13 protein-coding genes are annotated in these 21,786 nt (G+C 58.6%); 8 read left to right on the top strand and 5 right to left on the bottom strand.

The annotated features are described in order from the left end of the window. Window positions 1-42: 42 nt before the first annotated feature. Both K227x_RS22415 and K227x_RS22410 read right to left on the bottom strand, forming a co-directional pair. Window positions 43-1,758 (bottom strand): coiled-coil domain-containing protein, encoded by a 1,716-nt coding sequence (locus tag K227x_RS22415; RefSeq protein WP_246146055.1) that lies wholly within the window; start codon window positions 1,756-1,758, stop codon window positions 43-45. A 94-nt stretch (window positions 1,759-1,852) separates the two neighbouring features. Then, window positions 1,853-4,315, bottom strand: coding sequence for a polyketide synthase (locus tag K227x_RS22410; protein WP_145173099.1), 2,463 nt, complete (start codon window positions 4,313-4,315; stop codon window positions 1,853-1,855). 123 nt (window positions 4,316-4,438) lie between these two features. Here K227x_RS22410 and K227x_RS30780 point away from each other — a divergent pair, with 123 nt between their 5' ends. Both K227x_RS30780 and hisA read left to right on the top strand, forming a co-directional pair. Continuing rightward, the gene (locus tag K227x_RS30780) at window positions 4,439-4,801 is read left to right on the top strand and encodes a hypothetical protein (RefSeq protein WP_218933451.1); all 363 of its coding nucleotides are present in this window, start codon (window positions 4,439-4,441) and stop codon (window positions 4,799-4,801) included. Window positions 4,802-4,879: 78 nt separating this feature from the next. Further along, entirely contained in the window at window positions 4,880-5,692 is an 813-nt protein-coding gene (gene hisA, locus K227x_RS22400) for a phosphoribosylformimino-5-aminoimidazole carboxamide ribotide isomerase (protein WP_145173096.1), read from the top strand. Window positions 5,693-5,766: 74 nt separating this feature from the next. Here hisA and K227x_RS22395 read toward each other — a convergent pair whose 3' ends face one another. After that, window positions 5,767-5,982: a hypothetical protein gene (locus K227x_RS22395; RefSeq protein WP_145173093.1), complete on the bottom strand. Its 216-nt coding sequence runs from the start codon at window positions 5,980-5,982 to the stop codon at window positions 5,767-5,769. Between the two features lie 569 nt (window positions 5,983-6,551). Here K227x_RS22395 and rpsL point away from each other — a divergent pair. The 3 genes from rpsL to fusA all read left to right on the top strand — a co-directional run bounded on the left by rpsL (window position 6,552) and on the right by fusA (window position 9,879). Continuing rightward, the gene (gene rpsL / locus K227x_RS22390; RefSeq protein ID WP_145173091.1) at window positions 6,552-6,920 is read left to right on the top strand and encodes a 30S ribosomal protein S12; all 369 of its coding nucleotides are present in this window, start codon (window positions 6,552-6,554) and stop codon (window positions 6,918-6,920) included. A gap of 105 nt (window positions 6,921-7,025) precedes the next feature. After that, complete coding sequence (gene rpsG, locus K227x_RS22385) at window positions 7,026-7,502, top strand: 30S ribosomal protein S7 (protein ID WP_145173088.1); 477 nt, start codon at window positions 7,026-7,028, stop codon at window positions 7,500-7,502. Between the two features lie 283 nt (window positions 7,503-7,785). Continuing rightward, window positions 7,786-9,879, top strand: a complete 2,094-nt coding sequence (gene fusA / locus K227x_RS22380; protein WP_145173086.1) for an elongation factor G — start codon at window positions 7,786-7,788, stop codon at window positions 9,877-9,879. A 208-nt stretch (window positions 9,880-10,087) separates the two neighbouring features. Here the strand turns inward: fusA and K227x_RS22375 are convergent, their stop codons facing one another. After that, complete coding sequence (locus tag K227x_RS22375; protein ID WP_145173083.1) at window positions 10,088-11,299, bottom strand: HEAT repeat domain-containing protein; 1,212 nt, start codon at window positions 11,297-11,299, stop codon at window positions 10,088-10,090. 436 nt (window positions 11,300-11,735) lie between these two features. Between K227x_RS22375 and K227x_RS22370 the strand changes: the two genes are divergently transcribed. The 3 genes from K227x_RS22370 (at window position 11,736) to uvrA (ending at window position 20,204) form a co-directional block, all read left to right on the top strand. Next, window positions 11,736-12,560, top strand: coding sequence for a phosphoadenylyl-sulfate reductase (locus K227x_RS22370; protein WP_391540387.1), 825 nt, complete (start codon window positions 11,736-11,738; stop codon window positions 12,558-12,560). A 39-nt stretch (window positions 12,561-12,599) separates the two neighbouring features. Then, the gene (locus tag K227x_RS22365; protein WP_145173077.1) at window positions 12,600-13,025 is read left to right on the top strand and encodes an Rrf2 family transcriptional regulator; all 426 of its coding nucleotides are present in this window, start codon (window positions 12,600-12,602) and stop codon (window positions 13,023-13,025) included. A gap of 516 nt (window positions 13,026-13,541) precedes the next feature. After that, the gene (gene uvrA, locus K227x_RS22360; protein WP_145173074.1) at window positions 13,542-20,204 is read left to right on the top strand and encodes an excinuclease ABC subunit UvrA; all 6,663 of its coding nucleotides are present in this window, start codon (window positions 13,542-13,544) and stop codon (window positions 20,202-20,204) included. Between the two features lie 24 nt (window positions 20,205-20,228). On the opposite strand, the gene K227x_RS22355 is transcribed toward uvrA, so the two are convergent. Continuing rightward, window positions 20,229-21,692 (bottom strand): alkaline phosphatase D family protein, encoded by a 1,464-nt coding sequence (locus K227x_RS22355; RefSeq protein ID WP_246146047.1) that lies wholly within the window; start codon window positions 21,690-21,692, stop codon window positions 20,229-20,231. Window positions 21,693-21,786: the final 94 nt, after the last annotated feature.

Below are 21,786 nucleotides of genomic sequence, written 5' to 3'. Positions count from 1 at the left end.
CCAGGGAGCACGGGCTTCGGTCGATTCACATTCGCCTCACGGTTACTGATTTCGCTTCAATACCAAATCTCGAGTGATCCGGTACAGACGACTTTGGCGCTCTGACAAGTTCTGTAAAAGCGGCAAGACTTCATCGCCAGACGACTCACCTGATTCTAGCAGCCCCGAATAGCGGTCCGTCGTGGATTTAATCCTGGACTGCATCGTTCGGATCAATTTTAGTTCCGCCAAGGCCTCGACCAACGGTTGTTCGCCTTGTCCCGATTGCCCGGGTTTGCCCTGACCTTGCTGTTGTTTCTTCTTTTCCAGGTCACGCTGTGCCTTCTGCAACGCCTCTATCATCTCGCCTAGGGCAGCCAAGATGTCCTCCTGGATCCCCTGGCAGACCAGGTCGATCTTGGTTTCCGCCAAGAAATCGGCCACTCGCGCCGTGTCGCCACGAATCTGCAAAACCACTTCCGGGAACGCGACACTTGATCCCTCTTCGCGAAGCAGCAGCATCGCCCGATCAGCCTCCATCGTGATTTTCTTCTCTTCAAACGCCAGATCGCCAGCCTTCAGGTCGGTTTGGCGATTCCGCTGCGATTTCGGTGTCGCCGCCAAGGTTTGAGTGTTTTCGAGCACCTGAGTTTGCATCGCGGCCATCTTTCTGAGACGCGATTCCAATTTCGCAAGTTCCCGCTGCAACTCCTCTTCCCGGAGCTGTCGCAGGATCTGTTCGAGTTGATCGATCGCCGCACGCAGATTTTCCTCGGCCTGCCGCTGCTTTTCCGTCGCCTCCTCTCGCTTGGCCTCTTCAAGGTCTTTCTCCGCCTGCTTCATCTTTTCGATGGCCTGGTCAAGCTGCTTCTGGGCCTCCTGTTCAGGTGACTGAGGCCGTTCCGGCGGGGGCTCTGGCGACGCCTCGTCACTGGGTTTCGATTCAGAAGGTTTGGAATCAGATGGTTTGGAGTCGGATGGTTTGGAGTCGGATGGTTTGGAGTCGGACGGTTTGGAGTCGGACGGTTTGGAGTCGGACGGTTTGGAGTCGGACGGTTTGGAGTCGGACGGTTTGGAGTCGGACGGTTTGGAATCAGACGGTTTGGAATCAGACGGCTTGGAGTCGGACGGTTTGGAGTCAGACGGTTCGGAATCGGACGGTTTGGAATCGGACGGTTTGGATTCGTTTGGCTCTGAATCCTTGGGTTCTGAATCGCTCGGCGCAGGCGTCTCGATCGGATCCTCCGAGTCCTCCTCCATCTGCCGCTTCAGCTCTTCGCTTTTTTCGGTGACGGACTTCTGTTCCTTTTCGACGGCTTGGATGTCGGCGCCGTTCTCGGTTCGTGCACGCGTGCTGCGCTGGTTGTTCAGGTTGCGTTTGAGTTCCTTGACGAGCTTTTGGACACGTTCCTTTTCGTCGCGAATCCGTTTGGATCGGTCCTCGCTAAGGAGCAGCTTCAGCAGCGATGCCAGTTCTTCGGTCGCCGCCGATTGTTCGTCCACCGCCTTCTGGAACTCTTGGCTTTCCAGCGACTTCGAGGCATTGCGGAGTCGTTCCAGGACGAACTTGTCGCGTGATTGGCGAGCCGCACGCCGCAGCAGGGCTGCCCGTTCGGGATTTTCTGCCGTCTCGACTTCGGCCAGTCGCAGCAGCAGTTCTTCCAGCCGCTGGTAGCGTTGGGCGACCGTGCTTTGTCGCTGGCTGAGCGGGCTTTCGTCGGCCAACCCGGTTGTTGCAGCGGCAAACGCGAGCAGCAGAACCAGAAAGCATCGGATCATCGGAAGTCTCTGTAAGAATACGATCGTCGGCCGTCGCAATCGGCTCGTGCGAATCGAAAAAACGAATCAGTCGACAGCAGGGTTGGGTGGTCGGTCAGTCGAACAAATTCAAAACGCGTTTCTTGCGTTCGGATTTTGTGTCGTCCAACAGTTTGCCTTGGTCATCGATCAGTTCGCGGACGATGTCCAAGATCTCATTGTAACTCTCTAGGTCCAGCATCTTGTCCAGTACCGCGATCAGTTGCAGCAGGACATCGTCGGCCGTGTCCACTGCCAAGGCGGTCTTTTCGGTGGCCAGGGCCGAGTCATCGACACTGCGTTCGATGTCAACGATCTGTTGGCGAAGACGGGTCAGCGGATCGTCAACGATCGCTCGCAGTGGGTCCCGAACGCCTTCCCCGATCCGTTCTTGGCGGTCGACCGAATCCACGCGGTTGTTGACCATTTCCATCAGCAGGTCGTCCAGCGACGTGGCGATGCCCGACAACTCTTCCGCTGTCTTGTTGGCTTGCAGCCCACTTTGTTGCGTTCGCAATCGCCGCACCTGTTTTTGGCGAGTCTGCTCGACCGCCGCTTCTTGCTTGTCGCGGGCCGCTTTGGCTGCTGTTGCCGCCGCATCGGCCGCATCGGGTTCTAAGCTGGCTGCGTCCGGTTCGGGGTCGGGCTCGACGACGTCGTCAAATCCCCGCCGCAACAGGTTCAGCGTGTCACGCAGGTTTCGTGTCTCGTCGATCGTTTGTTCTAGCCGTGCACGCAGTCCCAGTTCGCGCCGTTCCAATCTGGCCAGTAAGTCTTCTGGGGTAACGATCTCCAACCGAAAGACTTCGCTGCGGGTTAGGTGTCGTTCCGCCAAGTCGTATCGATCGCTGGCTTCGCCGATCACGCTAATCGCACCGCCGGGGATCAGTTCGGGTAGTCGGCCTTCGCTGGACCAATCACGCAGATCCAGTTCTGCGCTGGCGTTGCCCTCGCGGTCCAGTCGCGGTTGGACGCTGGCCGATTGCGGCGCATTGTCGTCCGCGTTTGGTTTTTCGTCGTCCGGTGCGTCGCCGGTTTCGTCTTCGGGATTTTCTTCGTCCGATTCATCCGTGGCCTCGGCAGACGGCGTGACCGAGATGGTCAATTGTTCGACACCGTAGTCATCCACGACGACCGCTTGAACGGGGATTTTGGCGATCGCTGTGACTGCGTTTCCGATACCCGCCAATCGCATCTGCAGTTCGGGCGGTTCGTCCAGGACGACGCCCAGGAAGTATCGGTACGGAGCCTGGGCGGAGATTCCGTCGGCGTCGGCCGGGACCAGCGACACGGTCGTGGCGGCGTCGAAGTCGTCGATCCGCAGTCTCAGTTCACGGCGGTCATCGGAATAGGAAAGGTCGCCTTGTTTGGGTTCGCCAACGGCTGATTTTAGGATCACCTGGGTTTCACCGATCGGCACGCTGGATTTCGCCAGCATCGTGACATCGCTGCCTTCGCTGATCCGCAGTCCAGACTGGTAATCGGTTTCCAGGTCAACTTCGCTGCTGCCGGGGCCACGCAGGTAATCGGCGTAGCGAACCGAAACTTTCATCTCGGTCAGGGCAGGGGGCGTGATCGTTTCGATGCGGAAATCGTCCAGCCGGTCGTCCAGGCCGCGCACATCGAACGTCATCGATTCGCTTAGCCCGCTAAGCGGAGGGCCGTCCAGTACGAACGATTGGAATCCATTCGACACTCGCCCAACCCGTCGCATGTTCGACTGGCCGCGGGTGCCGCCGTCGGTGCGGTAGTAAACCGTGCAAACGATCGGCAGTTCGGCCGTTTCGGCGTCCGCGCGGATCCGCAGCATGGGGCTGCTGCCGCGCGGCAAGCGAATGGTTCGTTGGTCATCAAAGGTCAATAGTGCGGGCGGCGCAACCTGAACGTCATCCGCCGATACGATGGGCAATTCGATGCCAACCATTTCCAGGTGGGCACGGCGGGGCCACGGTTCGTCGGAAAAGAGTGTCAGGCGAGACGCTGCGCGAGCGAACGATTGGGGGCTGATCGCCAAAAACACGATCGCCATCAATGCCAGCGGACCCACGATCATCGCCTTGCGGGCCAGCGGTTGCCAGCGAAATACTTTGCCGGGATCGACTTTGTCAATCGCTGAAGCCGCTTCGCGGTGGACGTGGTTCAAGAGGTCCGGCGAATGCGAATCGCCGTCGCGGCCTGGGCGGTTCAGTTGCACTGCGGTTACCAGGCGGCCACCCAAGCTGGGGTGCTGACGCTCGACCAGCAACGCCAAGCTGTCGTCGGGCAGCGGGCGGCGGAGGCGGCCGATCAACATCATTGCTGCGATCACGATTACCGCCACTGCGACCACGGATAGCAACAGCATGCGAGCCAGTCGAGGCATTTCGGTGCCGCCCAATTGCACAGGCAGGTAATCGATTGCCAGCCCGATCCAGAAAGCCGCCAAGATGACCGCCGCGATCGCGAGCACGGAATCCCAGACGATGTAACGTCGAACTCGCCCGCGAAGGTTCTCTAGCAGCGATGCGAGTTTCGGGTCCAAGGTGCGGTTAGCTGGCATCGTCGTCGCAGGTTAGCGGGGGCGCTTCGTTGCGGGCCAAGTGCCGGACACAGGATCCGTCGCCCGTCTTCTTTCATCGTTATACACAAACACCATCGTATCATTGACACCAACCCAGGGTTATTGAATGACGGGTGTTTCTGGGGGGGGAGGGGGAGAAGGAGAGAGTGGGAGGGAAGAAAGTTCGAGTTCGAGTTTAAGTTCGAGTTTAAGATTCCGGGCCCTTTCAAGCGACTGCCGCTTGAACTCGAACTCGAACTCGAACTCGAACTCGAACTCGAACTCGAACTCGAACTCGAACTCGAACTCGAACTCGAACTCGAACTCGAACTCGAACTCGAACTCGAACTCGAACTCGAACTCGAACTCGAACTCGAACTCGAACTCCGCCCCCCCCAACCCCTCCGCAGCGACGAGGCCCCGCAAATCCCGCCCCTTTTCCCACCGCAAAACTCACAAAACCAGACTCCGTTATCCTGGGTCTAACAGATCCGCCTCACGCGGTATCCTAAACTCCCACCCTTCCCTCTCACTTCCCTTCCTCCATCCTGCAACCGGATCGCTGTGACTAAGTTTCGACCCTGCATTGATCTCCATGATGGCCAAGTGAAACAAATCGTTGGTGGTTCGCTGCGTGATGAAGGCGGTGGTCCGATCGAAAACCACGTGGCTGAGCAGTCGGCAGGGTGGTTTGCCGCCAAATATCGCGACGATGGCCTGACCGGTGGTCATGTCATCAAGCTTGGCCCCGGCAACGATGCGGCGGCTCGGGAAGCACTTTCGGCCTACCCAGGCGGGCTTCAAATTGGCGGCGGGATCCATGCCGGCAACGCAAAGCAGTGGATCGACGCTGGGGCCAGTCACGTGATCGTGACCAGTTGGTTGTTTGATCCGGGGGGCGAACTGATCGAAAGTCGGCTTCAGCAACTGATTCAATCCGTCGGCCGCCAGCGAATCGTGTTGGACCTGAGCTGCCGGCGGGTGGAGCCGAGCGATTCGGGAGAATTGGCTTGGCGCGTGGCGATGAATCGATGGCAAACGTTGACGACGGTCAAAATCGATCATGCGACGTTGGACCGGTTGTCGGCGTACTGCGACGAATTTTTAGTGCACGCTGCCGATGTCGAGGGGCTGTGCCAAGGGATCGATGCCGATTTGGTGGCCCGGTTGGCTTCGTGGGCATCACGCAGCGCGACGCCGCGGCCGATGACCTACGCCGGTGGCGTCGCCACGATGGACGACGTCACCAAGATCGAAACCGCTAGCCTAGGAAAGATCGACGTCACCGTCGGCAGTTCGCTGGACATGTTTGGCGGCCAGGGGTGCCGATATCAAGATCTGGTCAAGCGAAATCAAGCCGCCCGTTCGGATCATTGAAGCCAACGTTGTTGATGGCCAGCCGGCGGGGTTCGTGCTAGCCGTTCGTCGAAGCCTGGCTGTGGCTCCGCTTCTCATTCGCCGTCATGGCCGGTGTTGCTTCGCAGCACGTATCGCAGTGAGTCGTGCATCGCATCTAGGCGGATGGCGTCAACGATGTTCTCCAGCATTGGCACTGCTGGTGGTGAAACAACGCTTTCGGCTGCCGGTTTGGTGTTTTCCAAGGCTTCGTCGCAGCGATGGGCGGTGGTCAGGCTAGAGGGTTGTTCGAGAGTTTGGATTGAATTCATCGTTTGCACCTTAGAGTCCTTTGTCCATCGAGTCCGTGGTCATCCGGGGCTGGCGATTATCGCCGATCAGCGGAGGTCGATGTGAGTCTTTTGTTCGCGGGCAGGGGGCCAATCGCCCCATTTTTCTGACCCGCTCTAAAAACATCATGCGAGAACCGACGCAGGAACCCGCTGCGGCTTTGTCCAAATTCGAAAAAATTCTTGCCCGACCGCCTTTGTGTGAAACTGCGGCGATTGTTGAGCGATGCGGGCGTTCACTGCATTCGCAGGTGGTGCGTCTGACCGGTCGAAGGCGGCAGGTGATCGGCCCGTCTGTCGGGGGGCGTTTGTGGGTGTGGTGGAAATTCCTGTCCACAGAATGCGATGTTAAATCCTGTCAGCTATTGACAGGGATTTCACGACAGGGATACTTTGCCGATCCATCGCCCGGCTCGGGCGATTTTTCCCGCTGTCGGTCGGCCACGTGTCCGATCCCACCGCACGTGTGCGATTTTCCTGGAAATGGGAATCGCGTCCCGCACGCGGGCCAGCAGCAAGCATGCCGAAAAGCCGTAATTCATTCATTTTCTATGCCAACGATCAACCAACTCGTCCGTAAACGACGCAAGCTGAAAAAGACTCAAAGCAAGTCGCCGGTACTGGAAAAGTGCCCGCAAAAGCAGGGCGTTTGTTTGCAAGTGCGGACGATGACCCCCAAGAAGCCGAACTCGGCTCTGCGAAAAATCTCGCGGGTTCGTTTGAGCAACGGAAAAGAAGTCACCGTCTACATCCCAGGCGAAGGTCACAACCTGCAGGAGCACTCGATCGTGCTCGTTCGCGGTGGTCGTGTCCGTGACTTGCCGGGTGTTCGCTATCAAGTTGTTCGCGGTTCACGTGACGCATTGGGCGTCGACGGTCGTAAGCAATCCCGCAGCCGCTATGGTGCGAAGAAGAAGTAGTTCGGATCGACTCGCAAATCAGCCGGGCAATTCGCTCGGCCGATCTTTCGTCGGACGATTCAGCAAGCCGCAAACACAACATTCATTCGAAAATAGAAGTCATCGATGGGACGCATCACCTCCAGCCGTACGCAGCTTAAAGGCGATCCACGGCACAATTCCAAGCTGGCCGGCAAATTCATCAACTGTTTGATGTTGGACGGCAAGAAGACGACCGCAACGCGGGTCTTCTACGACGCTTTGGATGAAATCGGTCGCCGAGGCGAAATCGCCGATCTGACACCGATCGAAGTTTTCGAAGCTGCGGTTGAAAATATCAAGCCGTACATCGAAGTTCGCAGCAAGCGAGTCGGTGGTGCTAGCTATCAAGTTCCTATGCAAGTCAACCGTGCTCGTCAGCAAAGTCTGGCCCTGCGTTGGTTGCTGGGTGCTGTTCGTGACAAAAAGGGTCGCCCGATGCACCTGAAGTTGGCGGACGAACTGATGGCTGCCTACAAGAAAGAAGGCGTCGCCTACACCAAGCGTGAAAACACGCACCGTATGGCCGACGCTAACAAGGCGTTTGCTCACTTCGCTTGGTAAGCCACGCAAACCAAACTTTTACGAAACCGCAGTACGGTCAAGCGATCCGTGCTGCGGTTTTTTCATGCGCTGCGTCGGTGTGTTGGGCTTCTTTTGGCCCGGGTTTGGCGTCTTCCGCGACTCCGGCGGCGCCCGATAGCTAGGCACCGACGCCTGTTCGTGGATACTTAATCCACCGTCGCGTGTGCCGATCTCTTTTCTTGGTTCGGCCGATCGCCTTCCTGTTTGAAACATACCGCGGTCTTTGCATCGCCACCGATTCCACCTGACGATTGACTCCCTGATGGCTACCGACATATCCAAGCTCCGCAACATCGGCATCATCGCTCACATCGACGCCGGCAAGACGACGGTGACCGAGCGGATGTTGTATCTAAGCGGGGCGAAGCATCGCGTGGGCCGAGTCGATCACGGCACCACCGATACCGATGATGATCCCGAGGAACAGGAACGTGGGATCACGATTTTCAGCGCCTGTGTGAAGTACCGCTGGAAAGATTTTGACATCAACCTGCTGGACACTCCCGGGCACGTCGACTTTACCGCCGAAGTCGAACGGTGTTTGCGTGTTCTGGATGGGGCAGTGACCGTCTTTTCGGCCCGCGAAGGCGTCGAAGCCCAAAGCGAAACCGTGTGGCGACAGGCTGATCGCTACGAGGTTCCACGGATCGTGTTCATCAACAAAATGGACCGCGAAGGTGCTAATTTTGAATCGGTTCTGAACGACATCGGTCCGCGATTGGGTGGCAATCCAGTGGCGATCGAACTGCCGGTCGGCCAAGGGCCGCCCCATGTCTCGGATCCGTTCCGCGGCGTGATCGATTTGATCGATATGAAGATGCTGGAATTTGATCCGGAAACCGAAGGCAAACAGGTCAACGAAACCGAGGTCCCCGACGAACTTCGCGACGACGCGATGCTGTGGCGCGAGCAGATGTTGGATGCCGTCTATGACCTCAGCGAAGATGCCGCAGCGCTGGCGCTAGAGGACAAAGAGGTGCCGCGCGAGATGATCGTTTCGGCTCTGCGTGCAGGCGTGTTGGATCGAAAGATTCAGGTTGTCCTGTGCGGGTCGGCGCTGCACGGCATCGGCGTTCAGCCGTTGATGACGGCGGTTGGGAATTTCCTGCCCAGCCCGCTGGATCGGCCGCCCGTGGAGGGTGTGGATCCCAAGGACCGCGAAAAGACCTTGGTCCGCCGGCCCGATCCGAAAGAGCCGTTTTGTGGATTGGTGTTCAAGATTCTGCCCGCCAAGACGGGCGATAACTATTGGATTCGAGTCTATAGCGGCCAACTGAAACAGAACTCACGAGTCCAGTGTCCCAACCGTGACAAGAAAGAAAATATCGCCCAGATCTGGCAGATCCACGCGACCAAAAAGGACCGTGATGGTCAGGTCGAAACCGTCGGCGCTGGCGATATCGCTTGCGTGATCGGTCCGCGTTTCGCCATCACCGGTGATACCGTCTGCGATACTCAGAATGCGATCGAACTGCCTAGCATCAAGTTCGCCGAGACGGTGATTTCGATGGCGATCGAATCGGAAAGTACCGGTGACAAAAAGAAGCTGGAAGAAACTCTGGACATGCTTCGCCGCCAAGATCCAACGTTCCGAGCGGTCGAAAACGAAGAGACCGGACAGACGTTGATCAGTGGGATGGGCGAATTGCACTTGGAAGTGATCCAGCACCGGCTGACTCGCGACTTTGGGCTGAACGTCAAGTTCTATAAGCCACGCGTCAATTATCGTGAAACCATTGGCGGTTCGGCGGACGTCGTGGGGGTTTGCAATCGCCAACTTGGCGGACAGCAAATGTTCGCACGGCTAAGCGTGAAAGTTTCGGCGCTGGAGGAATCGTCGGCTCCGGTGCAGGTGTTTGATCGTCTGCCGCCTGAAACGCCGTTGTCCAATACCGTCCGGCAGGCGGCCATGGACGAAATCCGAGAACGGGCCGCAGGCGGCGGGTTGTTGGCCGGGTTCCCGTTGTCAGGCGTGCGGATCGAAGTCTACGCGGCGGAAGCTGCCGAGGAAGGGTCCGACGAAGTGGCGTTCCGAATCGCCGCTGGTGACGCGTTCGACCGCGGGCTGGAAGCGGCCGGGCCGGTCCTGTTGGAACCGGTGATGCGAGTCGAGCTGACAACCCCCGAAGAATACATGGGCGAATTGGTGGGCGACCTGCAACAACGGCGTGCGATCATCGCGGCAACCGAAAGTCGCGGTCAGATGACCGTCATCACGGCGCACGCGCCGCTGAAAGAATTGTTCGGTTATAGCGGGTCGGTTCGCAGCCTAAGCCAGGGCCGAGCCGGCAGCAGCATGGAACCGCTGAACTATCAGCCCGCCCCCCAGGCGGATGCCGATTCGTTCACGATGTAACGACCATCGCCACCGAAATCGGATTCCGCGCATCGGCGCGCCTCCCGTAGCGAAAGTTGCCAAAACTTTCGGCCCAATACCCAGCGGCCCAATACCCAGCGGCCCAATACCCAGCGGCCCAATACCCAGCGGCCCAATACTCTCGGCGCGTTTCGCTACGATCGCTCTCTGGTTCGCCGCGGGCCTTTGGTTCACTTCGCGTCGTCGGCTACGGATCGCGGCGCAGGTCGCCGCTGAATCGGGTCTTTTTGCTGGCGATGTAATTACGCCATTTTTCTTCGTCGTAACCAAAGTCCACTTCTGGCTCGACCATTTTCACCAACGTCAGCACTGCTGGGTTGGTGCCGGCAACCGATTCCTGGGTCGGCTTGCCGCCGGTCGATAGTCCGTTGGCGCCGTTGTCGCCGAACCCGACGTTCATGCCAGCGCCGGCCGCCCGTTGGCGGGTTTCGGTGGTGACCAAGGCGTTGATGTAGGTCATCACCAATTCAGGGTCGGGGAACGAAGCCAATGCTTCGGCCGCGCGGTTGACCAGCGAACGATTGTTCGCACGTAGCATCGGCAGGTAAGTCGCGATCGCCGACGAAGATCCATATTCCTGCAGGTGCTTGATCGCAGCTTCGCGAATGTTGGCGTCTGGATCGTCGATGCCCGCACGTACCAGGGCTTCGACTGATGCGCCATTCTTGAACCGGCCCAGCATGTCGACCCACATTCGTCGCATGGCCGCGCTTTGCGATCGGTCTTTGCGTGAATCTTCTAGCTGCTTGGCAATCGCCATCGCTGCCATCGGGTCCTGGATCGATCGCAGCGTCTCCATCGCCTCGCCCGATTTCGATGATCCCTTGTTGACGACAGCGACCAGTCGGCGGATTTCGGCCAGCCATAGTTTCGAAGCCTTTTCGTCGGCTTCGGCCGATTCGTTCAGTGCGACTGCTTCGGGAAGTTCCCAGCGTCCCCCCACCGAAACCATTCCCCGGTCGTGCATCAAGTCCGTCGATTTGATCCACTTGCCTTGATGTTTCTTGTAACCGAGGGATGCCCGGGCATAGGCGTGTTCGGGATTGAGTTCGACAGCGCGCCGCATGTGAAATTGTTTGTAGTAGGCCGCGCGTCCGGGGACGTTGTTGCCTGTCACGCACCAGATCGCCAATTTGTAATGCAGTTCGGCGTCGTCGCCAGCCTTTTCGGCGTTGCGGCGGTAGTTGGCGAGCGCGTCAGAGGACACGATGCGGCGAACCCGGCTGTTGGGCAGCGCGACCTGGATTTCGTCGTCGACGGCGATGACCGTGTATTCCGCCTGTCGCGTGACTTTGCCGTTCAGGCTACCACCGCCAGAGATCTCTACTGAATCGCCGCAGACGGTGCCGCAGGTGCCTAGCACTGCGAATGTCGAAAGTAGCGTGGGTGCCAGCTTCATGGGATCTGGTTCGTTTGGGGGATCGATCGTCGGATTTTGGCTGTCAGCCGTTTGGACGCTAGCGGCCTATGGATTTAGTCGTTTTCCTAAACTTAGCGTGCAAACCATAGCCCGACGCGTCAGCGAGGGATCCCATCGAATCCCTCGCTGACGCAGCGGGTTACTAAATCAATAGAGCGCAAGCCGCCGGTTCCTGGGTGACGAAACCGGTTCCTGGGTGACGAAACCGAGGCTAGTTCCTGGGTGACAAAACCGAGGCTAGCACCGAAACGGATCACTGAATCAACAAGCCGGATAACGCCGGGCCGGGTCGCTGGCGGCTTCGTTGCGACTTCTGCTCAATTGTAGCTTAGTGGCGGACGATAACCATACTTGACTATCTTGATCACGTTTGTAATCTTTGCGAGTCACCAAACGCGTTACCCAAGCCAGATCGATGTCTGCCCAACCGCTTTCGAACCGATCCATGAACGAAAAATCGTCACAACCCGATCCTCCGCTGCAGGTCTTCTCGATCGATTCCGGAGAGCCCCGTGGGGCGTTGGCTGCCGATCCGCCGCTTGCTCCTACCGACGAATTCCTGGCGGAATTGGAATCCGACAGTTTGAAACTGGAATCCGCGACGCCTCAGGAGATCCTGAAGTGGGCGGTCGATCGTTTCGCACCTAAGTTTACGATGGCGACGGCGTTTGGTCCGGAGGGCATGACGATCATCCACATGCTTGCCGAAATCGCTCCGGACACGCCGGTGTTCAACCTGGAAACCGGCTATCAGTTCAAGGAAACCTTGGATCTGCGTGAACGGGTCAAGCAGCGGTACGGCATCGAAGTCGAGTACAAGTTGCCCGACACGACGGTGGCCGAGTACGAGGCGATGCACGGCGGACCGCTGTACGAGACCAATCCGAACCAATGCTGCTTTGACCGTAAATTGCGGGTGTTGCACGAATCAGCGAAGGGGTGGCACGCCTGGGCCAGTGCCATTCGGCGTGACCAATCGCCGGATCGTGCCAAGGCACCGATCGTCGGATGGGACAAGAAATTCCAACTGGTGAAGGTCAGTCCGCTGGCCAACTGGACCAAGAAAGATGTGTGGTCGTTGATTACGAAACACGACATTCCGTACAACCCGCTGCACGACCAGGGATATCCCAGTGTCGGCTGCCAACCCTGCACCCGCGCGGTGAAGGTGGGGGAGGACGAGCGGGCGGGTCGTTGGGCTGGATTTCAAAAAACCGAATGCGGTTTGCACAGTTCTTGAAACACCGGTTGGTCCGTCGAAGTCTAGGGAGAATCTTTCATGGCGATCTCTGCTCGCGTGCACTACGCATCCTTGGCATTGGTAGAACTAGCGGTCCGCAGTGACGAGGCCGGTCCGGTAACGGTGCGCGAGATCTCGGATCGCCACGGCGTTCCGGGGCCGTTTCTTGTCCAGATCCTGCGGACGCTGCGGTCCTGTGGATGGGTCCAAAGCATCCGGGGCAGCCAGGGGGGGTACCGATTGTCGGTGGATCCGGGCTCGATCACGCTGTTGGATATCGCCGAAGCCGTCGGCTGCCAGGATTCAGGATGCAGTGTCGAAGGGAAGTCGACCCCCGCCGAGGATCGGTTGCAGGAGGTTTGGGGGCAGGCGGCCGAGGCGTCGCGGGGCGTGCTGTCCTCGATCACCTTGGCCAGCATCGTCGAGCAAATTCATCCCAGTGACGCTGCGATGTTCTATATCTAAGGCCACCGAAACACAGGTCACCACCGGTTGTTTTCGTCGAGCCGTTCAGCCCAAGCCAGTGGCGCACTTTCGTAGCGGAAGTCGCCAAGACTTTCGTCGATTGAATCCAACTTCTCGTTCGAATACGAGCCGTTTGGGCGATAGCGGCCTGCTGGCATCGTCGTCGTCGAGAAAGCAGTGTTGGAATCACAACCCGACTCGCAAGCGAGTGGCGGAATCGAATCCCTCGCTGGTGCGTCGGGTTACTGAATCAGCAGGCCGATAGACCCCGGTTCGTGGATGACGAATCCTGCCTGACGAAACTCTTAGGTGACGAAACCGAGGCGATCGCCTAAACGGTTCGTCTGCCAATTCGAAACGGGATTCAATCAACGATCCGTTCGCGCCCGAGCGGGTGGGAGGCTGCTCCGGTGACTTGCCGCTTTGCCCCCCTTCACCGTACCTCCCCCACGCTCTAGCGTTACAGGCAGGATATACTTCGGCGAAAAACTCGCAGGCACGGCAATAAGCAACGGAATGACAACCACCGAAATCACGGTCAAAGGCGCCCGCGAACACAATCTTTGTGACGTCAGTTTGACGTTACCACGCGGCCAACTGATTTGCTTCTCTGGAGTTTCGGGCAGCGGGAAATCCTCGCTCGCCTTCGACACGCTGTATGCCGAAGGTCAACGGCGATACGTCGAAAGCCTGTCGAACTACGCTCGCCAGTTCATGGGGCAGATGCCCAAACCGGATGTCGATCTGGTTTCCGGTCTGTCCCCATCGATTTCGATCAGTCAGAAATCGACGGGCAATAACCCCCGCAGTACCGTCGGCACGATTACCGAAATCTACGATTTTCTGCGTGTTCTGTACGCACGCGTCGGCACCGGCCATTGCCCATCCTGCAATTCGCCGATCACGGCTCAAAGCCGCGATGCGATCACGTCGCGAATCCTGTCATTGCCCAGCGAAGCGACCGTCTGGATTCTGGCTCCGCTGGTGCGCGGCCAGAAAGGCGAATTTCGCGATCTGTTCGAAGACCTGCGTAAACAGGGATTCACGCGAGCTCGGGTCGATGGCGAGACGATCCGCTTGTCGGAACCGCCGACGTTGGATCGGAACAGTCGCCACGAAGTCGAAGTCGTGGTCGACCGGGTCGAACCCGAGGCACGCGATCGTGGTCGGATCACCGAAGCGGTCGAAAACGGGCTGAAGCTGGGCGAAGCGACGCTGATCGTATCGCTGTCGGAAATCGACGACACCAGCACCAGTCCGGTCAAAGAAGACATCCTGTATTCGTCCAAGTACTCCTGCAATTCCTGTGGCCGCAGTTTCAAGCCGCCGACGCCGCAGTTGTTTTCGTTCAATTCGCCGCAAGGAATGTGCGGCGCTTGCGACGGGCTGGGCCGGTTGTACACGTTCGTCCCCGATTTGCTAGTTCCCGACCAGAACCTATCGGTCCGCAAAGGCGCGATCGTTTTGCTGGGCAAATGGGGCGACCTAGGACGGTATCGTCGCCACATCTACAAGGGCGTGGCCGATGCGCTTGACGAGGCGATGGAGCTGGACAAGGGCACGATGCTAGAGGCGAAGTGGTGCGACCTGCCACCGGAAGCTCGCCAAATCTGGTTGTGGGGAACCGACGATGAAATGGAGTTCACTTGGAAAGGTGGACGCAAAGCGAAGAAGTACTCCGGTGAATTCGATGGGTTCATCCCGGAACTGGTCGAACGCTACAAGACCAGCAAGAACAAGATGCAGTTGCGTCAGTTCGAAAAGTACATGGCCACGTTGGATTGCCCGGACTGCCATGGCAAGCGTTTGAACGAACAAGCATCCGCGGTCTGTATCACGGGCGTCCGATCGATGGCGACCGCCCCGCAGGCAGCCCAGGCCTCGCCAAGCAAGGTTGGCGATGCCAAAGATGGCGGCGACAACGTTGCGTCCACCGAAACGGGGGCCTCGGGTTCGGCCAGCTTGACGTTGCCGGAACTTTGCGAGTTGCCAGTCGACGAGTTGGCGGAATTTTTCAGCGACATCACGCTGGGCGAAACCGAAGCTAAGATTGCTTCGGAAGCATTGAAAGAGATCCGCGCCCGGATTGGATTTCTGTTGGGCGTGGGCCTGGAATATTTGACCCTGGGGCGAACCGCACCGACGTTGTCGGGTGGCGAATCCCAGCGGATCCGTTTGGCGGGCCAGATCGGCAGCGGGCTGGTGGGCGTGCTGTACATCCTGGACGAACCGTCGATCGGTCTGCACCCGCGTGACAACGACCGGCTGATCGAAACGTTGGAACGGTTGCGCGATACGGGCAACACGCTGATCGTGGTCGAGCATGACGAAGACACGATGCGGGCATCGGACCTGATCGTCGACTTCGGGCCTGGCCCGGGGGTCAAAGGCGGCCGGATCGTCGCTTCGGGAACAATCGACGATGTGATGGCAGCCCCCAAGAGCGTTACCGGCCAGTTTCTGTCGGGGACGCGATCGATCACCCCCGCTGAAACGTTGCGCCCGATCGATCCGGCGACTCAGATTTCGGTTCGCGGAGCACGTTTCCACAATCTGAAAAACGTTGACGTCGACATCCCGCTTGGCGTGGTCGTGTGTGTCACCGGGGTATCGGGCAGTGGCAAGAGTTCGCTGATCGGCGGAATTCTGGAACCCGCCCTGCGCAATGCTCTAAACGGTGCCGAGCAAGAGATCGGTGACCACGATTCGATTTCGGGTCTGGAACATTTGGACAAAACGATCGCGATCGACCAATCGCCGATCGGGCGGACCCCGCGCAGCAACCCCGCCACCTATGTCAAAGTGTTCGACGAAATTCGCAATCTGTACGCGAAAATGTCCGAAGCCAAGACGCGTGGCTATACCGCTAGCCGGTTCAGTTTCAACGTGGACGGCGGACGCTGCGCAGCCTGTGATGGCAACGGTGCGACGAAGCTGGAAATGGACTTCTTGGCGGACATCTGGGTGACCTGCCCGATCTGCCAAGGTCGTCGTTACAACCGCGAAACCCTGTCGGTCCAGTTCAAGGGTGCGTCGATTGCCGACGTGCTTGAAATGGACATTTCGCAGGCTCTGAAACTGTTCAAAAACATTCCCAAAATCGCCGAGAAGTTGCAGACGCTGGTCGATGTGGGATTGGAGTATCTGAAACTGGGCCAGCCTTCGCCGACGCTTTCCGGTGGCGAGGCCCAGCGGATCAAACTGTCGCGGGAACTCAGCAAACGCGAAACCGGCAAAACGCTTTACGTTCTGGATGAACCAACGACCGGATTGCACTTTGCCGACATCGAGATGTTGTTGGGGGTGATCCACCGATTGGCCGATCGTGGCAACACGATTGTGATTGTCGAACACAACACCGACGTGATCAAAACCGCCGACTGGGTGATCGACCTGGGCCCCGAGGGTGGGTTTGGTGGCGGTCGAATCATCGCTCAAGGACGCCCGGCCGAAGTCGCAACCGTGACGGAAAGCTACACCGGCGCGGCGCTGGCCAAGTCGTTGGGGATCGCCCGAAAGTCGCCGCCCAAACCGGTGGTCCATCGCGAAATTGCTCAGGTCAATCCAAGGGCCCGCACGCATGTGGTGGTCGAAGCCGCCTGTGAACACAACTTGAAATCGGTGGACGTCGAGATCCCGCGGGATGCGATGACGGTCTTTTGTGGCCCCAGCGGTAGCGGTAAGAGTTCGATGGCAATGGACACGATCTATGCCGAAGGCCAGCGCCGATATGTCGAGTCCCTTTCGTCCTACGCCCGGCAGTTCATTGGCCAGGTCCAGAAGCCGCGAGTGGACCGGATCGAAGGTCTGTCGCCCGCCGTTGCGTTGGAACAAAAGAACCTGGGACACAGCCCGCGTAGTACCGTCGGGACGGTCACCGAGGTCTATGACTATCTGCGAATCTTGATGGCACGACTGGGCACGATGCATTGCCCGGATTGTCAGGTGCCTGTGGGGACGCAGACACCGGACCAGATCGTCGACAAGGTGATGGCGATGACCGAGGGCACTCGAGCCCTGTTGATGGCACCCATCGATGTTCAAGCCGGGGAAGCAGCCAAAGATACGTGGCAATCGCTTCGCAGCACCGGCTATCAACGAATCCGCATCGACGGTGTGACGATGGGGCTGGACAGCGCACCGGCGCTGGACCCGCGCAAAAAACAGGTGGTGCAAGTCGTCGTGGACCGTATCGTGGTTCAGGAATCGGATCGTTCGCGGATCAGCGACAGTGTCGAACAGGCCCTTTCGTTGGGCATCGGAGTCTTGGAAGTTGCGATCGCAGATGATGATCGCGACGAACACCTCTGGAAGACAATCAATCACAGCCAACACCTGGTGTGCGGATGCTGCGGTCGTTCCTTTGGTGATCTGACACCGCATCACTTCTCGTTCAACTCGGCTGTCGGCTGGTGCCCAAGCTGTGAAGGGCTCGGCACCCAGACCGGCACGAATCCGGCGGCTCTGATCGGGTTGGCCAGTCAATCGCTTTGCGAAGGTGTCGCACTGCTGTGGCCCAGTGTCGATCAATCGGTTTCGGTCTGGATGTTGAAGGCGCTTTCGCGGCATACCGGCATCCGCATCGACGTGCCCTACGACGAATTGACGGTCACCGAAAAAAGAACTCTGTACCGCGGGACTGGTCCACAGTGGATCGAAGTTCGGCACGCTGATACCGATGCCGCGGTGCCCAAAACACGATCACGGGCGACCAAGAAAACGGCCGATGCGAATTCGCCGGTGCCAGATACCGCGGCCAGCGTCCTGTTTCGTTTTCAGTTCAAAGGGTTTTACCCAGCACTGGAAGAAGCGTCGCGATTGACGCCCGGACTGCGCGGGAAACTGGAAGCGTTCACGGACGAAATTGATTGCGGTGCCTGCGACGGATCGCGACTGCGCGAAGAAGCCGCCGCCGTTCGATTCCGCCAACGGACCATCGCCGACTTTGTGCACATGCCGCTGGACCGGTTGGCCGCGGAAGTGAAATCTTGGTCGCTGGACCGCCGCGAGAAAAAGATTGCGGGTGAATTGGTTCGTGAAGTCGAATCGCGAGTTCGGTTCCTGTTGGATGTTGGACTGAATTACTTGACGTTGCACCGGGGGGCGTCGACGCTATCCGGTGGCGAAGCACAACGGATTCGGTTGGCCGGACAACTGGGCAGCGGACTGTGCGGTGTGCTGTATGTCCTGGATGAACCCACCATCGGTCTGCACCCACGCGACAACCTGCGTCTGTTGGGCGCGTTGCATCGCCTGCGTGACCAGGGCAACACATTGTTGGTGGTCGAACATGACCACGACGTCATCGGTGGCAGCGACTATCTGTGTGACTTTGGTCCATTGGCTGGTCGCAATGGCGGTCGCATCGTGGCTCGTGGAACGCCGGACGATGTTCAGCCGATCGAAGACAGTGTGACGGCCGGTTATGTCACGGGCACCAAAGTGATCCCCGTGCCACCGTCGCGTCGCCCGGTGACGTTGGCCAACGGTCAGGTCCAGGTCAACCAGCTTCGAGTCATCGGGGCTCGAGAACACAACCTGAAAAACGTTGACTTCGAACTGCCATTGGGGACCTTCACAGCGGTGACTGGCCCCAGCGGCAGCGGCAAAAGTTCGATGATCGATGGGATTCTGTACCCGGTCCTGGCCCGTCGGCTGCACCGAGCACGCCTGCGGCCGGGACGTCACGAAAAAGTCGAAGGTGTGCGGTACATCGACAAAGTGATCGAAGTCGATCAGTCGCCGTTGGGCAACACGCCTAGCAGCAACCCGGCGACCTATACCGGCGTGTTTGATCTGATCCGCAACCTGTTTGCCCTGATTCCCGAAGCGGCCGAACGAAAGTTTACGGCGCGTACGTTCAGTTTCAATGTTCCCGGCGGACGCTGCGAAACATGCGAAGGCAGCGGTCAGTTGAAGATCGAGATGCACTTCTTGCCGGACGTGTGGGTGCCTTGCGAGGACTGTCAATCGCGTCGATATCGCGACGATGTGTTGGAGGTCAAATTCCACGGCCGTTCGATCGCCGACGTGCTGGATATGCAAATCGGCGACGCCGTCGAACTGTTTGCCAGTGATCCAAAAATCCAGCATATCCTGCAAACCATTTGCGACGTCGGACTCGACTACGTCACGCTGGGGCAGTCCGCGCCCACGCTTTCGGGCGGCGAGGCACAGCGAGTCAAGTTGGCGGCCGAACTGGCTCGTCCGGTGACCGGCAATACTCTGTACTTGTTGGACGAACCAACGACGGGGCTGCACTTTGACGATATCGAAAAGCTGCTAGGAGTCCTGCAGCGGTTGGTGGATCTCGGCAACACCGTCGTGGTCATCGAGCACAACTTGGATGTCATCAAGTGCGCCGACTGGATCATCGACATGGGGCCCGGCGCGGGCGTCGATGGAGGCCGGATCGTGTTTGCGGGAACACCCGAGGATTTGGCTGCGACCGCCAAGTCGCGACGCAAAAAGGGCGACCCGCCGGTCTCGCTGACCGCTCCGTTCCTGGCCGAAGCATTGCAGGCAGCCCAGAATGTCGTGGATGCGGTGCCGGTACCCGGTTCGCAGACAGCCAAATCCGACGTCGTCGAGTCGCCATCGGCGGTCGAAAAGCGCGCCGAGGAAGCGGAGGTTCTGTCAGTGGCCGAACCGCTGGTCGCCGACCGCACAGACGAAGGACCGGAGAACGCCGAACGAAACGATGCAGAGCCAGGCGATCGGGGGGACGCGGATTCGCAAACCGATCAGCCCGCTGCGATCACCGATCCGTGGAAGGTGCTAGGTCGGAAGTGGCATTCGCTTCGGAAGGGGTTCCCGGCCGGGCAGCAACCCAGTTGGCCATTGGAGATCGTCGACGGTGTCCTGAAGCTGATGGAACAGGTGGCCGGTGACAATTCGTTGGACTTTGCGTCGCCGACCAGTGTGACGGTCAAGCCGCAGGGAGCCGATCGTCCCTGGGCCGAGGTCGATACCAAAACGCCGGATTCGTTGAAGGTGACTTTGGCCGGGCCCAGCGAAGCGATCGAAATGGACGGGCTTCCGCCGATGCCAGTCGACGGGCCAGTCGCAGTCGGTGAGTTCACCGTGATCACGCTCAACCTGACCGAGGCCAAGCACGTCCGGAGCAGGAAACTGCGTTCGTTCCTGAAAAGCCACCTCGAACGATCCACGGACCAGTAGCGATCAATCCATCCCCTCCATGGCTCAACGTGGGATTTTGGTGAATCCCACGACGGGCTTGGGTTCTTTCGCTTGCTTGATGACGCTGTGTAGCACTTCGCCGTGGTCGTTGACGAATTGGATTTTCAGATGCTTGTCAGCTTCGATTGCTAGGAACCCGCCGCTGGGTTCGTCGTAGGTAAACGGTTGTCGGATCAAGCCTTGTGGATCGGTGCCGTTTTTGGCTCCAGGCGAAACGCCCCGGCGCGAGTTTTCGTCGTTCAGTGCACCGCAAGCAAATTCTTCGATGCCGCTGGGGTGGATGCTGTGGTACTGCCAATGGCGATCCCCACAGATCGTCAGAAAGCCGCTGATCTGGTTCTGTTGGATCCACTGAAAGAATGCATCCGCCTCGTGCCGAAAACCGCCCAGGTTGGTGTGGTTATCGGTTTTGCGTTTGTCGTCGGGGCCGACCATTGGCGTGGGGGTGACAAGGATCTTCCAGGTCGCATCACTTTCGGCGAGAGTTCGCATCAGCCATTCCCGTTGCTCGGTGCCCCACAGGGTTTTCTCTGGACCGTCTTCCATCTCGTTCAGCGATCGATAGTCGCGCCCTTCGGTGAACCAAAGTTGCAGATGTCGGCTGATCCGGTGCGTGCGGTATGTCGCCGTTGTTTCGTCGGCTTGGGCAACGATCGGCATCTGTTCGCGAAAAATTCGGATGCCCTTGCTCGGCGATGGATTGCGTTGTCTGTCTCGGCGGTCAGCGTCGTCGAATCGGAAGTCATGATCGTCTTTGGACCAATAGGCCGGTGTTTGGGCTAGGAAGTCGATCATGCGAGGAAACCTGAACTGTTCGTGCCAGCACTTCCGCATTTGCGATCGCGACTTTGCGTTGCGAACCGGGTTGTCGTAGTACACGATGTCGCCGGTGCCGACAAAGAATTCCGGTGCAAAGCTTGGCATCGCCGCAAAGGATCGGTAACCGAGCTGTTTGTCTTCATCGGTGGCCGTGATCGGTCCGGATGCTTTGGCTGGTTTGCCATACATGAATTTGCAGTAATTCATGCAACTGCCAACGACGAAGCGGACCATGGCGTCGGATGTTTGACCGGCCAGTGTGTGGAAGGTTCCGGTCGGTCCGATCTGGCTGGGGGACGTTATGCCGAACCGGATGCGATAGTGGTATTTCGTGCCCGGACGCAATCCGTCGACCTGCCAACGGGCAATGAAGTCATGGTCGGCCGTGGTGGTTGCGGTCTTCGATTCGGTCGCGTTGTCAAACGCTGGGTTGTCCGCATATTCAACCAATGCGACACCGCCGGCGCCGGCCAGGTCGCCATCGCCATCCAAATGGTCCGATACGGTCAGCCGAGTTTGAATCAGTGCGGAATCGGTAGTCACTTCGCCGACCATCATGCCTTGACCCAAAAATACATCGTCGGCAGCCGATGTTGGTCCGGCGGCCACGGACAACGCAAAAACAGTGGTCCAGATAAGCTTGTGCATGGAATCGTTTTTTTGGAGGGAAGAAAACGGATAACGACCGATCTGACACTCCGGCCGCCCGGAAGTGTTTTACACTGATGCGGACAGTCCGATC

The organism is Rubripirellula lacrimiformis (genome assembly GCF_007741535.1).
Lineage (GTDB): Bacteria > Planctomycetota > Planctomycetia > Pirellulales > Pirellulaceae > Rubripirellula > Rubripirellula lacrimiformis.
The sequence above is the reverse complement of the archived record's forward strand: the minus strand, read 5'-3'. Positions and strand labels throughout refer to the sequence as shown.